Raw genomic sequence first — 13,494 nt, 5'->3', positions numbered from 1 at the left:
AATTACTGCTGAGTCTCAACGATCTCAACAAACTTGCGGCCCTTAGGACCACGAGTTACGAAGGTAACCTTACCGTTTGACTTAGCAAATAAAGAATCATCTTTACCTAAACCAACGTTTGCACCTGCGTGGAAATGTGTGCCACGCTGACGAACAATGATGCTGCCAGCAGTAACAAATTCACCAGCGTAAGCTTTTACACCTAAGCGCTGAGCATTGGAGTCGCGTCCGTTACGAACGGAACCACCAGCTTTTTTATGTGCCATTTATTCCTACTCCTTCAATTACTGATTAATACCAGTAATCTGTAAATCGGTAAACCACTGACGGTGACCAGTAACCTTCTGGTGATGCTTACGACGACGGAATTTAACAATCTTAACCTTCTCGCCACCGTGTGCACCTAATACCTTAGCGGTAACCTTTGCACCTGCTAAGTATGGAGCACCAACCTTAACGTTAGTACCATCAGAAACTAAAAGAACCTTATCAAGTTCAATATCGCTGCCAGCTTCAGCATCTAGAAGCTCAACGCTTAATACGTCGCCTTCTGATACCTTGTGCTGCTTGCCGCCGCAAAAAATAACTGCGTACATGCTTTTACTCCGAGTACATGCAGAACAGAATTATTCTGCAATACATTAAATACTGAGCCCCTTGGGGCAATAATGGGTCATAATTTTACAGAAATAAATACAATAAAGCAAGTCTTTACAAAAGACTTACACCCTTTATTTCCACTATGCTTTTTTCTTAACGAGCTTTATAGTGTCGCACTGACCCTAAAAAAGCTGTGTAATTTTAAATTACATTAAAGAGAATTTCAAGATAAATATTTTTATCCTTCACTCATAAATGATACAATTAGGAAGTATTTCATGGATATATCAAATGATTAGTCAAAAAGAAATTATTAAAACATCGCTTGATAAAGTAGAAAAAATCCTCTCAAACCTTTTAACCGGAAGCGACATGGAAGAGCATGTTAATTCCATGTGTCTTTCTGTTGTTAAAGCAGGAGGAAAGAGAATACGTCCAAAACTGGCTCTTGCAAGTTTTTATGCACTAAATCAAAAACAAGAGCAAAATGAACTTGTTGAATATTTTGCAGCAGCATGCGAGCTTTTGCATACAGCATCTCTTGTTCATGATGACGTCATTGATAAGGCAACTATAAGACGAGGAGTAAAAACCCTCAATGAGACAGATGGAAACCATGCAGCTGTTTTAGCTGGCGATTATCTGTTTACTAAATGCTTCTTGTGCCTGAACAATATCAAAAAGCCTGAAATTTTCACAGAAATTAACAACACACTTGCAACCTTAGTAAGCGGTGAGTTAGCTCAGCTTAAGAATCAAAACAAGCTTAACATTTCTATTGATGACTATCTTCAGACTATCTACTCTAAGACTGGCGCTCTTTTTGAACTTGCAACATCAGGATCTGCTATTATCCTTGAGTGCGATGAGAATACAGTTAATGCCTTTAAAGAATACGGAAAGCAGCTTGGAATTGCCTTCCAGGTTGCCGATGATATTCTTGATTATTCATCAGACAATGAAATACTAGGAAAGAGTGTCGGTGAAGATCTGATTGACGGAAGAGTTACTCTTCCTCTTATTTATGCACTGCAGTCTGTAGATAATTCAGACAGATCTGATCTTGAAAATGCTATAAAAGATGGAAACTTTATGAAGGTTCTTGATTATATAGTTAAAACAGGATCACTTGAAAAATCACATCAGTTTGCACTTAATGCGGCAGAGAATGCTAAAAATGCTATCTGCTTTTTAGATGATTCTGAATATAAAGAACTGCTATTCTCTCTTGCAGATAAAGCTGTAAACAGAGACAAATAAAGAAAACTAAGATCGTAAAGAAGAACAAACGTTTCTTTAACAAAAATTTTGGGGGCTTTAAAAGCCCCCAAGTTTTTTATTCTCTGCTAACTACTAATCAGCAAAAGGATCATCTAAATAGATTGTCTGATCGCGCTCTGGACCAGTAGAGAGAATTGCAACCTTTGCACCAGATAACTCTTCAAGTCTTCTGATGTAGTTCTGAGCGTTTACAGGTAAATCTTCCCACTTGGTTACACCAAAGGTTGATTCCTTCCATCCTGGCATTGACTCATACACAGGAGTTATACCCTCATACTCATGAGCTGATAAAGGTGGTAACTGTCTTATTGAGCCGTCTGGCATCTTATAAGCAGTACAGATCTTAACCTCATCCATACCATCTAAAACGTCCATCTTCATTAAAGCTAAACCGGTTAATGAGTTAATGGTTACAGCTCTTCTCATTGCAACAGCATCATACCAACCTGTACGACGTGGTCTGCCTGTAACAGCACCAAATTCTGCACCACGCTTTCTGATACCCTCGCCAACTTCGTCGTTTAACTCTGTTGGGTATGGACCGCCACCTACGCGTGTTGTATAAACCTTAGCAATACCAAGAACATAATCGATATCAAGAGGTCCTGCACCTGAACCTGTTACACAGCCACCGGCAACAGTATTTGAAGAGGTTACATACGGATATGTACCATAATCTATATCAAGGAATGTACCCTGAGCACCCTCAAATAGGATCTTCTGTTTTTCGCGACGGCCTTTAGCAATGATTTCTGATACGTCTGCTACCATATTTAAAATGCGTTCACGCAATGACTCAATGTAGCTTAATACGCTCTCGTATGAAACTTCAGGCTCGCTGTAGAAGTTCTTTAACATAAAGTTACGGTAATCAAGTAAAGCCTTTAACTTCACCTTGAAGTTTTCCATATCATACAGATCACTTACGCGTACACCACGACGAGCGACCTTATCCTCATAGCAAGGACCAATACCTCTACCTGTTGTACCAATAGCATTCTTACCACGTAACTTCTCGGCACCCTTGTCAATTGCAGGATGAATTGGAAGAAGAAGTGAAGCCGCACCTGAAATTTTGATTCTGCTTTCAACAGATTCAACACCGGCACGGTTTAACTCTTCAATTTCTTCAAAAAGTGCACCTGGGTTTACAACTACGCCAGAGCCGATTAGACATAAGCACTCTTTGTGTAAAATTCCTGATGGAACTAGACGAACAACAACTTTCTTGTCGCCTACAACTAGAGTATGACCAGCATTGTTACCGCCCTGTGAACGAACGACGATATTTGCCTTTGTGGTTAATAAATCAGCGACTTTGCCTTTACCTTCGTCGCCCCATTGTGTGCCTAGCACAATTACATTATTAGGCATTGCTGTTTCCTCGTAGAAAATTTTCGTTATTTACAAAATTCCAAATGTGAGATTATACTCTTTTCTTATTTTAATGCACCATTTATGTCATTAAAGTATTTGAAAAATTCGCTGTTTGGATCAAGAACGAGTGTATCTTTACCTGATGTCATAGCGTTTTTGTATGCATCCATTGAACGTAAAAATTCAAACAGCTTAGGATTCTGCTTATATGCTGTTGCATAGATTCTAGTAGCCTCAGCATCACCCTCACCTCGAAGAGTTCTTGCCTGTCTTTCAGCTTCAGCTATCTTAACAACAACTTCTCTGTCTGCATGAGCCTTAATAGCTTCAGCTTCCTTGCGACCCTGAGAACGGTGGAGCTTTGCAACTGCATCACGCTCTGCTCTCATACGCTGATAAATTGAGTTTGAAACCTCAGGTGGAAGATTAATCTGCTTGATTCTAACATCGACAATCTTGATACCAAGGCTCTTTGCTGATGCACCTATATCTTTTAGAGCGTTCTGCATTACCTCATCACGCTTTGACTGACTTGCAACAGCTACATCAACTGAATCAAAATCATTATCTTCAACTGAAGCATCATCATTGTGATTATTTCTGCCAGATACAATCTCATGAATTGTCAGTCTACCAATCTGTGAACGTAAGGAGTTGTTGATACGGCGTCTTAACAGCTCTTCTGCCTGAGTCTTATTACCACCTGCCGTTGTCAGATAGTATGTTGCAGGATCAGAAATCTGCCACTTTACATATGAATCAATGATTACGTCCTTTTTCTCTGATGTAACGAATCTGTCAGCAGAAGAGCTGATAGTCTGAATTCTTACATCAAGAGATTTTACTCTATCAACAAATGGCATTTTAAAATGAAGGCCTGGGTTGACAATATTCAGATGAGCCTCAGAATCTCTTACAACCTTACCAAATCTTGTTACTATGCCCTTATTGCCTTCGGTTACGACATAAAGACTGTTGAATCCAAGAAAACCTAAGACAAAAACAAAAATTAATAAGAGGTTTAATGTATTGTTTTTCATATTATCTGCGACCTCTTGAGTATGAATTATTTGACTTGTTAGCGCTTGATAGTGGAGGATATGAATCGCTCTGAGACTGCTCACTTACAGTTGATGAGACACTCTTCTCAGGCTCTGATTGAACCTGTGGAGCAGTGCCATTACTCTGCTGTGGCATTGGCAGATATAAAACGGGTGATGATCCTTTCTGGACATCAAGAACAATCTTGTTAGACTTAGATAAAACCTCCTGCATTGTCTCAAGATAGATTCTTGTTCTTGTAATTTCAGGAGCTGCATTATACTCAGGCAGAACCTTTGTAAATCTTGCAACCTCACCTTCAGCCTTTAAAACAACCTGTGAGCGATAACCCTCAGCCTCCTGTCTGATACGCTGTACCCTACCTTCTGCCTTTGGTAATACCTCATTTGCATAAGCCTCAGCCTCACGCTTGAAACGCTGCTCATCTTCCTGAGCTGCAATTGCATCGTCAAAAGCTTCTTTAACCTGATCTGGAGCTCTTGCTGGCAGGAAGTTTACATCCACAATTGCAAGTCCAGTATTATAAGGCTCGATAATGGATGTTAATAATTCCCTTGTATTCTGTCTTACCATTTCACGACCGGATGTAAGAATATCATCCATCATGGTATGACCTACAACATAACGAAGAGCACTGTCTGTTGCCTCAAGAAGAGTATTGTCAGGATTTACTACTGAGTACAGATATTTAACAGGATCTGCAATTCTGTACTGTACGTCCATCTCAACTATAACAACATTCTCATCCTCTGTTAGCATAGTTCCTGAAGACTGAATTGCTCTTACCTGCTCAATGTCGATAACATTTACTGTATCAATTCCTGAAAACTTCCAGCGAAGACCTGAATCTACTACATCGTAAATCTTGCCAAAACGTAAAACTACACCTTTTTCAGCTTCCTTAACAGTATAAAAACCAGAAAAGATGTAGAAACCTAAAGCAACAATTGCAATTATTGGGATAAGACCGTACTGAGAATTTTTCTGAGAATTCTTGTTTGATCGACCTGATCCGCTAGCTCCAAATAAATCCTTTAAAGCCTTTATAAGTGCTGCTACAGGATCTGATTGGTTGTTATTTCTTGAAGTTCTGCCCCAAGGATCCTTTTCAGGTCCATTATTACTACCCTTATCATTGTTATCTGATCCAGGTGCATTCCAGCCCATAAAATCTTTATTGTTTTCCATATTCTCAGCTCACACTATCAAAATCAAATTCGTCATCTTTAATCCATGGAAGCTTCTGTACAAGTGCACACTCACTTAAAGCACCATTTGTTTTGCTATCTATAATTGCTGCATCTACTGCTTTAATTTTCAATGCAAGTATAGCATTTCCTGATTCATCATAACTTTCAGAATCAACGGCTTTCATGCTGTAAAGCATGCTTCTTAATTTTCCGTGTCTGTTACCTATTTTAACAGTAAATTCGCATAAATCATCAGAGAGTAACTCTGCAGTGGCTTTTATAAGATTATCTATTCCAAAACCTGTCTTTGCACTTACATATACTCTTACAGGTTTGCCCTGTTCATCTCTTATAATTTCATCAAAACTGTCTTCTACAAGATCGGCCTTATTGTAAACAATTAAGGTTTTTACATCCTGGGCTCCAACCTGCTTTAAAACTGAGTTTACAGCCTCTATGTTCAAATCCTTGTGTTCATCTGAAGAATCTACAACATGCAAAAGAAGATCTGCCTGAGCAGTTTCTTCTAGAGTTCCTTTAAAAGCAGCGACAAGATCATGAGGCAGGTGTCTTATAAAACCCACGGTATCTGCAAATACGGCTTTTCCAATTACAGGGATTTCAACTGTTCTTAAGGTAGGATCCAATGTTGCAAACAACTGATTTGCAGCATATACATCAGAATTTGTAAGCCTGTTGAAAAGAGTTGATTTGCCTGCGTTTGTGTAACCTACAAAAGAAACTACATTTATTGAGTTTTTCTTTCTAAGTGATCGGTTCTGCTCACGTCTTGAAGCTACAATTTCAAGATCCTGCTTGATTGCGGAAATTCTTTCTCTAAGTGCTCGTCTATCAAGCTCAATCTGAGTTTCACCAGGACCTCCTCTTAAACCGAAACCACCTTTCTGTCTTTCAAGATGAGTCCATCCACGAACAAGTCTTGCCTGCTCATACTGCAACTGTGCTAATTCAACCTGAAGTTTACCTTCATATGTTCTTGCTCTTTGAGCGAAAATTGTCAGGATAAGCGCAACTCTATCCATAACTCTAACGGAGAAGGCTTTTTCGAGGTTTCGCTCCTGAGCAGGAGTGAGTTTGTTGTTGAAGATTACTGTCTGAACATCATAAAGCTTAACTGCATCAGCGATTTCAAGAACCTTACCAGATCCAACAAATGTACTTGGATCTGGACTTTCTCGCTTGCAAACAACAGTATAAGCTACACTACCTCCTGCAGTATCTGCAAGAAGCTCTAGCTCTTTTAAATCTTCTTGTGATTGAAGCTGAGGTAACTCAACGTGCACAAGTAGAGTTGATCCGAGTGTCTCAAACTCCGACTTTGACATTATCTACTTTTGAAAATTATTCTGAATCTGATGCTTCCTCAGAATCGTCCTTAACGTCTGCTAGTGGAATATTTACAGCGCGTGCTGGAACTATTGTTGAGATAGCATGCTTGTAAACCATCTGACTTACCTGATTCTTTAATAAAATCACGAACTGGTCAAATGATTCTACCTGTCCTTGTAGCTTAATACCATTAACAAGATAAATAGATACTACAATATGTTCCTTACGTAGTGCGTTTAAGAAAGGATCCTGTAAAGACTGAACTTTAGCCATATTAAAACCTTAAAAAATTATAATTATTATCAATGCAGAGATCTCAAAGAGTCTACATACTTCTGCGAGCATTTCTTGTCTCTGCAAACTCACATAACAATATAGCAAAAAATCAATTAAGTTGCTAAAAAAAGATAAAAAAAAGCATCAATATGTAAATTCGATCAGAAAAATATCAGCTTTTGCTCTATTTTAGAATTTTTTTCTTGGCAGTCGTCTTAACTTTGATTTGTACTCTTTTTCTGCTGTACTCAAACCAAATTCAACAGTATCTCTTCCTGAGAAAATATGAAACAGTTTTGTGGCATATATAGGCCAGACAAAGCTTATTTCAGGAGAATCAGGCATAAGATATCCGAATCTAATCTGTTCTAGAAAAGGTTTTGCATAAAAATCTTTATTTATTTCTTTATTTTTAAGTGTTGATAGAGTTGTTGGAAGCTCTTTTGTTTCTTTATATCTTTGTAAAAGGTATTTATCCTTATTTAAAAACTTTGCAAATTTCAAAGCTTCATCATAGTGTTCTGACCACTGAGATATGGCGTATCCTCTGACACCTATAAAACTGGACATGTGTATTCCGTTTTCAAGAATAGGAAGCTGTGCTATTCCAAAATGTACTTTTCTTTTCAGGAGGATAGGAATATTCCAAGAGCCTGCAATAATTGCTGTTACTTTGTTTTTTACAAAAAGATCCAATATATTGTTTACAGCTCCTGGCCCCATGGTTGCAGTAGGAATAAGATTCAAATCATAAAAACGTTTGATGCTATAAACAGCACTCACTGTTTCTTGATTGTTAAGTCCAAGTTTTGAAACGTCATATTTTCCATTCTCATCTTGCAAGAAGATGTATCCACCATAAGGTTCAATTGCACAATGCAGAAAATACAGATCATCAAATTTTGCAACAAATCCGTATTTATTCTTTTTTTGCATGTCTAAATCATATTTGATCCAATCATCAATTTTTTTAAACGGTTGATCAATAAAATCCTTATTGTAGAAAATCGCCAATGTTTCCAATGTTCTTGGTACAAAATAGTAAACATCCTTATATAGGGCAGCCTCTTTTGCTAGAGGAAGATACTTAATCTCCTCATCATCTTCAAATTCAACAGGAACAATCATTCCTTCCTTAACAGCCAGTCCTATCTGATCATTTGGCAAAAGAATAATGTCAGGGCCAACCCCGGCAGGTCCGTCTAAACGAAGCTTTTCAAGAGCATAAATGTAATTACCTGTTTCAAATTTAACCTTCGTGCCAGTAAGCTTATAGAAATCTTCAGCAGCCTGTTTTATAGAAGATGAAACGTAGGTATCTTCCCAGACGGTTATTTCAACAGCCTGTGAATTTGTTATAAAATTAGCTAGTAAGAATGTACTAAAAAGTTTTATGATGTTTTTCATTGATTATTTCTTTAACTGATAATCCTAATAATTCTAATCAGAGTATATTCTTGAATTTGCAGTATTCTGAAAAATTGTTTTCAAGATTGTGATCATTACCGATAGTTCTGAAACCATACTGTAAAGAGGTTTATTATGAAAACAAAATTATCCTGGATTTTTATTCTCTGTTTTCTATTCCAATCATATGCACTTGCAGACACAGATGATGATTTTAAACAGTGCTCTTTATTAGCAGAGGACGATTTTGCATTAAGCGAATGCTATAACAGTGCGATAAGCGCCTACGAAAAGAGAGTAATGAGTGCACTTAACGACATTCTCAACGCCGATATTGAAGACAGTTACAAAATGGATCTTAAAAATTCTCACAGAGCTTGGATAAACTACAAGGAAATGACATCAAAGGTCATATATTCTGCACAGGATGGTATTGCAGCATCTGTGATCTCATCAGATTTCATTTTGAAAACAACAAAACAGCATGCCCTAATCCTTGAAGATCTGAAAAAAACGCTTGGTCTATTATAATTCACCTTCGTAAATTATCTTTTCAAGCTTTTCTAATCTATCTTTTATCTTCAGCTCTTCAATGCCGGAAATCTTGTCAAGTCTGAATACATTTGGCGAATTTTTTGTATATTTTGGCCAGTCAATTGGATAGGATTTTTGATCTTCCTTATTTGGGTCACCGCTTTTAATGAAATTAACAAGCTTTTTATGGAAAACTGAAGCGACCATTTTTTGTTTTTGGCTAGGTGATGTAAAGGTGTTGAAAACAGCACGATGATCTATGCCGTGATAAACACCAAAACCATATGCAAGATCTTCTTTTTCAGCAAATGCATAATGGTACATATAAACTTTTGTACTCTTGCTTAAATTATCAGCAAAGATCTTCATTCCTAAAGTAAACATAATGTCTGAAAGAAAAGTGCTCTGCTTTACATAAGCGCTGTTTGGTATTGTCTCTGAGTACAAATCATATATATCCTGAAACTTTTGTTCTCCAAAATTGTTTTTTATACCATTTATAAAATTCTTTTCGGTCATGTTTCTGTCAGAGAACAAGGTTCCCTCATCGCTTACATAACCTAACATAAGCTCAATATTAGAGAAGTTTCCTCTTTTTAATGACAGATATGGCTCTATTGGAAGAAAATAACCATCAAAAAGAGGATTTATATAAGAGGTCTTTCCTGAGTGAAAACTAAAATCAAAAGGAGAACAGTAGGATAATAGCATTGGATCAATATCTCTTAAGGTATTCAAACCATCATAATTGTCACTAACACCAAAAGTATTCAAGACTTTCTCAGTCTGACTAAAAGCTCTTCTTTTGCTGCGCTTATGTGTAAAATCTGAAAAAGGATAATTTAAAATTGTGCCACTTTGTAAAAATGCTCTTTTAAACAATCCATCAGAAAGCGGGGATAAAATAAGTGCCGATGCCGCCATAGCTCCTGCAGAATGTCCAGCAATTGTGATATTAGCAGGATCACCACCAAAGCTTTCAATATTCTGGTTAACCCATTTTAAAGCTTCGAGAATATCAAGATGTCCGAAATTACCTGTTGTACCGTACTGACTGTATGTCTGAACAGTTGACATGAATCCCTGAAACTGCAGTCTGTAATTGAGAGTTACAACAATTACACCATTTTCAACAAAAGAATCAGCAGAGCTTACAGATGTTGCAGAAGATCCCTGAACATAGGCTCCACCATGGATCCAGAAGAGTACAGGAAGTTTATCTGATTTTGATAGATTTTTTGGTCTAAAGATATTAAGGCACAGACTGTCATCTCCCATGCCATATTTCTGCACTAATGTATCTGAAACACTCTGATAGGACATTTTGCAGTATCTGTCTGCTCTGTATATGTTTGCAAAAGGCTCAATTTTTGATGGAGGAGCATATCTTAGATTACCTACAGGAGTCTTTGCATAAGGAATACCTAAAAACTGCTCTGTTAAGATTGTCTCTCTGCCTTCAATATAGCCTACAGGTGTTTTTACAATAGGTCTTGCATAGGATACATTAAATACAAACACTAAGGAGAGAAGCAATGTCAGCAATACACGATGTATCATATGAAAACCTTCACTCAAATAAATTAAAAATCAAAATGCTCTTTTAATACCTTAAGAACAGTTTCAAGATTGTTTTTATCACCAATATCCAGTCTGAATTTATTCTTTGATACATTATCCTTTGATAAAGAGCCTCTAAGCCAAGTCATCTGATGCTTTGCAAGATGTGCTGTAGCATTTACACTAAGCTCCACCATCTTGTCATAATCATACTGACCTTCAAGATATTCAAATACCTGTCTGTATCCTACCGATCTCATTGAAGGCATATCAAGATTCAGATCACCCCTTGCTCTTAGCAATTCAACCTCATGAACAAAACCGTCATCGAGCATTTTTAAAAATCGTTTCTTTATTAAAGCCCTTAATTGAGTTCTGTCATCATCTTTTGGAAGCAGAATAAATTCAACTCTATCAAAAGGACACTTGTCACCTGATTTTTCAAAAAAAGAACTCATAGGCTTTCCTGTCATGTAATAGACTTCAATTGCCCTTGAAATTCTCTGTTTGTCATTTGGATTTAATCTTTTATATGCATCCTCATCAAACTGCTTTAATAGAGAATGCATATATGGCCAGCCATTCTCATTCGCCTCAGATAGTACGCGCTCGCGTACTTCCTTTGTTGAAGGAGGTACAGGTGATAAACCATCTACAAGAGCCTTGTAGTACATCATTGTTCCACCGCAGATTATAGGAACATGACCTCTTTTACAAATCTCATCAACTAATCTAATGCAGTCTTCTCTAAAATCGGCCGCACTGTAACTTTCTTTAGGATCGCAGATGTTGATAAGATGATGAGGTGCAATTGCCATCTCTTCTTTTGTAGGTTTTGCAGAGCCTATATCCATCTGAGTATATACAAGTGCAGAATCAAGACTGATTATTTCTGCTTTCAGGAATTTGCAAAGATCCAATGCAAGTGCGGTTTTTCCAGATGCTGTTGGTCCTAAGATCACTATTGCTTTATTTTTCATTACCGTACCGCTGTATTCTTATTATCTTTTCAAAATTCAATTCTGCCATAACCTCAGGATCTTTTGATGATGGTTCAAAAGAATCAACTGATTCAAGAACAGAATTGACATCAATTAAGGAAGAATCTGTAAGTGCCATCAAATCTGATAACTGTGCAGGGATCTGATTATCCTCAATACTCTTAAATGATGCACATATCAGTTTTAATGCCTTAGCTGCATATTCAGCAAGCTGACAGCCTTTCATCATTTCAGGGATCTGAATGATTTCTACCTTTGTTTTATAAAGTTTTAGCACAAATCCGCATTTTTTTACTGCATTTTCTGCGTTTTTAAGAGCTTTTACAAAAATTTCATCTGTAACAAGTGTAAAAGGCAGTGTAAGTTTGACTGTTTTAAGTTCAGATGAGATTACACTTTTTGAAAATTCCAAAGAAAGATTTTTCCTTTTAAGATTATTAATATTCAAAAGGAAGAATTTTCCTCTATATCTTACTAGTAGTGTATCGTCTGCAACAGAATCTAAAACTGCTAAATTATCAGCATAAACTGTCTTTAAATTAGAAAATGACTCAGATACGAAGCTCTTGTTAGCAAGAGAAGTGCTTTTAACTGAATCCTGATAAAAAGCTGATCTTTCTATTACTTTATCAAGGTAATCAGAATAGTTCTTTACATTGTCAGATGTATTATTCTTAATTCCACTTTCTCTATTTGGAAAATTACTGTTTTTCAGAACTAGTGAGTCTGATCTGTTAAATGAAGATACGCCTTTTGGAAAAGCAGGAAGATCTTTTGAATCAATATCAAAAGAAGAAACATGAGAAACTGCACTGACATCATTTAACTGATTATCAGGGCCAATGCCATATTTTCTTAGAGCAAGAACAATATTGTCTACTATAAGATCATGAATTAGTGACGAATTGTGAAAGCGAACCTCATCCTTTCTTGGATGAACATTCACATCAACCTCACTAGGATCTACCGAGAAATAAAGAACACATCTTATAGGTAGAGTTTTACCAAGAACCTCAAAGAATGCTTCTTTAAGAGCATGAGTCACAAGCTTATCTGCAATAGGTCTGCCATTCAAGAATAAATATATCTGCTCTGATACTGCATCAGTCTCTTTTGGAGGTTCAAGTACCATGCCTTCAATCTGTATTGCAGGATCCTCGCATATAACACTGATTCCACCAGACGAAAAATCCGCACCTAATAAGGTTGAGGTGCGTCTTAAATCGATGCCATTTTTAACTTTTGATGGAGACACTCGAACTACGCTTTTAGAATCGCTTATAAGTTCAAAGCCAATATCAGGATGAGCAAGAGCAACTCTTGTAAAGATATCTTTAATTCTGAGAAATTCAGTTCTGTCTGATTTTAAAAATCTGCGTCTTGCAGGTGTATTGAAAAATAGCTCTGCTACATCTACTGTTGTTCCTTCAGGATGTGCAACAGGCTCTACAACAGGATCCTGCTCAAGACCTTCAACTCTTACACAGTATCCATGTTCCTGTTCTTTTGTTTTTGAGCTTAAAGTCAGTTTTGACACTGAAGCTATAGATGCAAGAGCTTCTCCTCTGAAACCTAATGTAACAATGGCATTTAGATCTTCGACTGTTGAGATTTTTGAAGTAGCATGAGGCGCAAGAGCTAATGGAAGTTCATTCTTTACAATACCTATTCCGTTATCTCTTATTCTTATCAACTGCTTACCTGCATTTTTGATTTCACACAGGATATGAGTACCTTTTGCATCAACAGCATTTTCCAAAAGCTCTTTTACGACAGAAGAGGGTCTTTCAACAACCTCACCTGCTGCAATCTGGTTGGCTAACTGTTTTGGAAGAACTTTAATAGATGGCATATTT

The 13,494-nt window shown here is 37.1% G+C and carries 13 protein-coding genes; 2 read left to right on the top strand and 11 right to left on the bottom strand.

Features of this window, described 5'->3' with window-relative positions:
• Positions 1–2: 2 nt before the first annotated feature.
• Together rpmA and rplU are read right to left on the bottom strand one after the other, a co-directional pair.
• A complete protein-coding gene (gene rpmA, locus J5V48_RS03825) occupies positions 3–266 on the bottom strand; it encodes a 50S ribosomal protein L27 (RefSeq protein WP_219937237.1) in 264 nt (87 codons plus the stop codon).
• A gap of 18 nt (positions 267–284) precedes the next feature.
• The gene (rplU, locus tag J5V48_RS03820) at positions 285–596 is read right to left on the bottom strand and encodes a 50S ribosomal protein L21 (protein WP_219937236.1); all 312 of its coding nucleotides are present in this window, start codon (positions 594–596) and stop codon (positions 285–287) included.
• A 295-nt stretch (positions 597–891) separates the two neighbouring features.
• Here rplU and J5V48_RS03815 point away from each other — a divergent pair, with 295 nt between their 5' ends.
• Positions 892–1,860: a polyprenyl synthetase family protein gene (locus J5V48_RS03815; protein ID WP_219937235.1), complete on the top strand. Its 969-nt coding sequence runs from the start codon at positions 892–894 to the stop codon at positions 1,858–1,860.
• A gap of 93 nt (positions 1,861–1,953) precedes the next feature.
• Here J5V48_RS03815 and J5V48_RS03810 read toward each other — a convergent pair whose 3' ends face one another.
• The 6 genes from J5V48_RS03810 to J5V48_RS03785 all read right to left on the bottom strand — a co-directional run bounded on the left by J5V48_RS03810 (position 1,954) and on the right by J5V48_RS03785 (position 8,543).
• Positions 1,954–3,255: an adenylosuccinate synthase gene (locus J5V48_RS03810; protein ID WP_219937234.1), complete on the bottom strand. Its 1,302-nt coding sequence runs from the start codon at positions 3,253–3,255 to the stop codon at positions 1,954–1,956.
• 65 nt (positions 3,256–3,320) lie between these two features.
• Positions 3,321–4,298, bottom strand: coding sequence for a protease modulator HflC (gene hflC / locus J5V48_RS03805; protein WP_219937233.1), 978 nt, complete (start codon positions 4,296–4,298; stop codon positions 3,321–3,323).
• A gap of 1 nt (position 4,299) precedes the next feature.
• On the bottom strand, positions 4,300–5,487 hold the full coding sequence (gene hflK / locus J5V48_RS03800; protein WP_219937256.1) for an FtsH protease activity modulator HflK: 1,188 nt from the start codon (positions 5,485–5,487) through the stop codon (positions 4,300–4,302).
• 25 nt (positions 5,488–5,512) lie between these two features.
• Positions 5,513–6,856: a ribosome rescue GTPase HflX gene (gene hflX / locus J5V48_RS03795; RefSeq protein WP_219937232.1), complete on the bottom strand. Its 1,344-nt coding sequence runs from the start codon at positions 6,854–6,856 to the stop codon at positions 5,513–5,515.
• Between the two features lie 16 nt (positions 6,857–6,872).
• Positions 6,873–7,133, bottom strand: coding sequence for an RNA chaperone Hfq (gene hfq, locus J5V48_RS03790; RefSeq protein ID WP_219937231.1), 261 nt, complete (start codon positions 7,131–7,133; stop codon positions 6,873–6,875).
• Between the two features lie 192 nt (positions 7,134–7,325).
• The gene (locus J5V48_RS03785) at positions 7,326–8,543 is read right to left on the bottom strand and encodes an extracellular solute-binding protein (protein WP_219937230.1); all 1,218 of its coding nucleotides are present in this window, start codon (positions 8,541–8,543) and stop codon (positions 7,326–7,328) included.
• A gap of 135 nt (positions 8,544–8,678) precedes the next feature.
• Between J5V48_RS03785 and J5V48_RS03780 the strand changes: the two genes are divergently transcribed.
• Positions 8,679–9,074: a lysozyme inhibitor LprI family protein gene (locus J5V48_RS03780; RefSeq protein WP_219937229.1), complete on the top strand. Its 396-nt coding sequence runs from the start codon at positions 8,679–8,681 to the stop codon at positions 9,072–9,074.
• Here J5V48_RS03780 and J5V48_RS03775 read toward each other — a convergent pair.
• The 3 genes from J5V48_RS03775 to mutL are packed head-to-tail and all read right to left on the bottom strand — an operon-like array spanning position 9,069 to position 13,490.
• On the bottom strand, positions 9,069–10,637 hold the full coding sequence (locus J5V48_RS03775) for a carboxylesterase family protein (protein ID WP_219937228.1): 1,569 nt from the start codon (positions 10,635–10,637) through the stop codon (positions 9,069–9,071). The genes J5V48_RS03780 and J5V48_RS03775 overlap by 6 nt on opposite strands.
• A gap of 23 nt (positions 10,638–10,660) precedes the next feature.
• Entirely contained in the window at positions 10,661–11,617 is a 957-nt protein-coding gene (gene miaA, locus J5V48_RS03770) for a tRNA (adenosine(37)-N6)-dimethylallyltransferase MiaA (protein WP_219937227.1), read from the bottom strand.
• Positions 11,607–13,490: a DNA mismatch repair endonuclease MutL gene (gene mutL, locus J5V48_RS03765; protein ID WP_219937226.1), complete on the bottom strand. Its 1,884-nt coding sequence runs from the start codon at positions 13,488–13,490 to the stop codon at positions 11,607–11,609. The genes miaA and mutL overlap by 11 nt, the downstream gene beginning before the upstream one ends.
• Positions 13,491–13,494 lie beyond the last annotated feature (4 nt).

The organism is Succinivibrio faecicola (assembly GCF_019448115.1).
GTDB lineage: Bacteria > Pseudomonadota > Gammaproteobacteria > Enterobacterales > Succinivibrionaceae > Succinivibrio > Succinivibrio faecicola.
This window is presented reverse-complemented; position numbering and strand designations above follow the sequence as displayed.

Coding starts and splice junctions, on each gene's coding strand:
- rplU (WP_219937236.1), bottom strand. CDS start 596: ATGTACGCAGTTATTTTTTGCGGCGGCAAGCAGCACAAGGTATCAGAA.
- J5V48_RS03775 (WP_219937228.1), bottom strand. CDS start 10,637: ATGATACATCGTGTATTGCTGACATTGCTTCTCTCCTTAGTGTTTGTA.
- hflX (WP_219937232.1), bottom strand. CDS start 6,856: ATGTCAAAGTCGGAGTTTGAGACACTCGGATCAACTCTACTTGTGCAC.
- J5V48_RS03810 (WP_219937234.1), bottom strand. CDS start 3,255: ATGCCTAATAATGTAATTGTGCTAGGCACACAATGGGGCGACGAAGGT.
- rpmA (WP_219937237.1), bottom strand. CDS start 266: ATGGCACATAAAAAAGCTGGTGGTTCCGTTCGTAACGGACGCGACTCC.
- miaA (WP_219937227.1), bottom strand. CDS start 11,617: ATGAAAAATAAAGCAATAGTGATCTTAGGACCAACAGCATCTGGAAAA.
- J5V48_RS03785 (WP_219937230.1), bottom strand. CDS start 8,543: ATGAAAAACATCATAAAACTTTTTAGTACATTCTTACTAGCTAATTTT.
- J5V48_RS03780 (WP_219937229.1), top strand. CDS start 8,679: ATGAAAACAAAATTATCCTGGATTTTTATTCTCTGTTTTCTATTCCAA.
- J5V48_RS03815 (WP_219937235.1), top strand. CDS start 892: ATGATTAGTCAAAAAGAAATTATTAAAACATCGCTTGATAAAGTAGAA.
- hflC (WP_219937233.1), bottom strand. CDS start 4,298: ATGAAAAACAATACATTAAACCTCTTATTAATTTTTGTTTTTGTCTTA.
- mutL (WP_219937226.1), bottom strand. CDS start 13,490: ATGCCATCTATTAAAGTTCTTCCAAAACAGTTAGCCAACCAGATTGCA.
- hfq (WP_219937231.1), bottom strand. CDS start 7,133: ATGGCTAAAGTTCAGTCTTTACAGGATCCTTTCTTAAACGCACTACGT.
- hflK (WP_219937256.1), bottom strand. CDS start 5,487: ATGGGCTGGAATGCACCTGGATCAGATAACAATGATAAGGGTAGTAAT.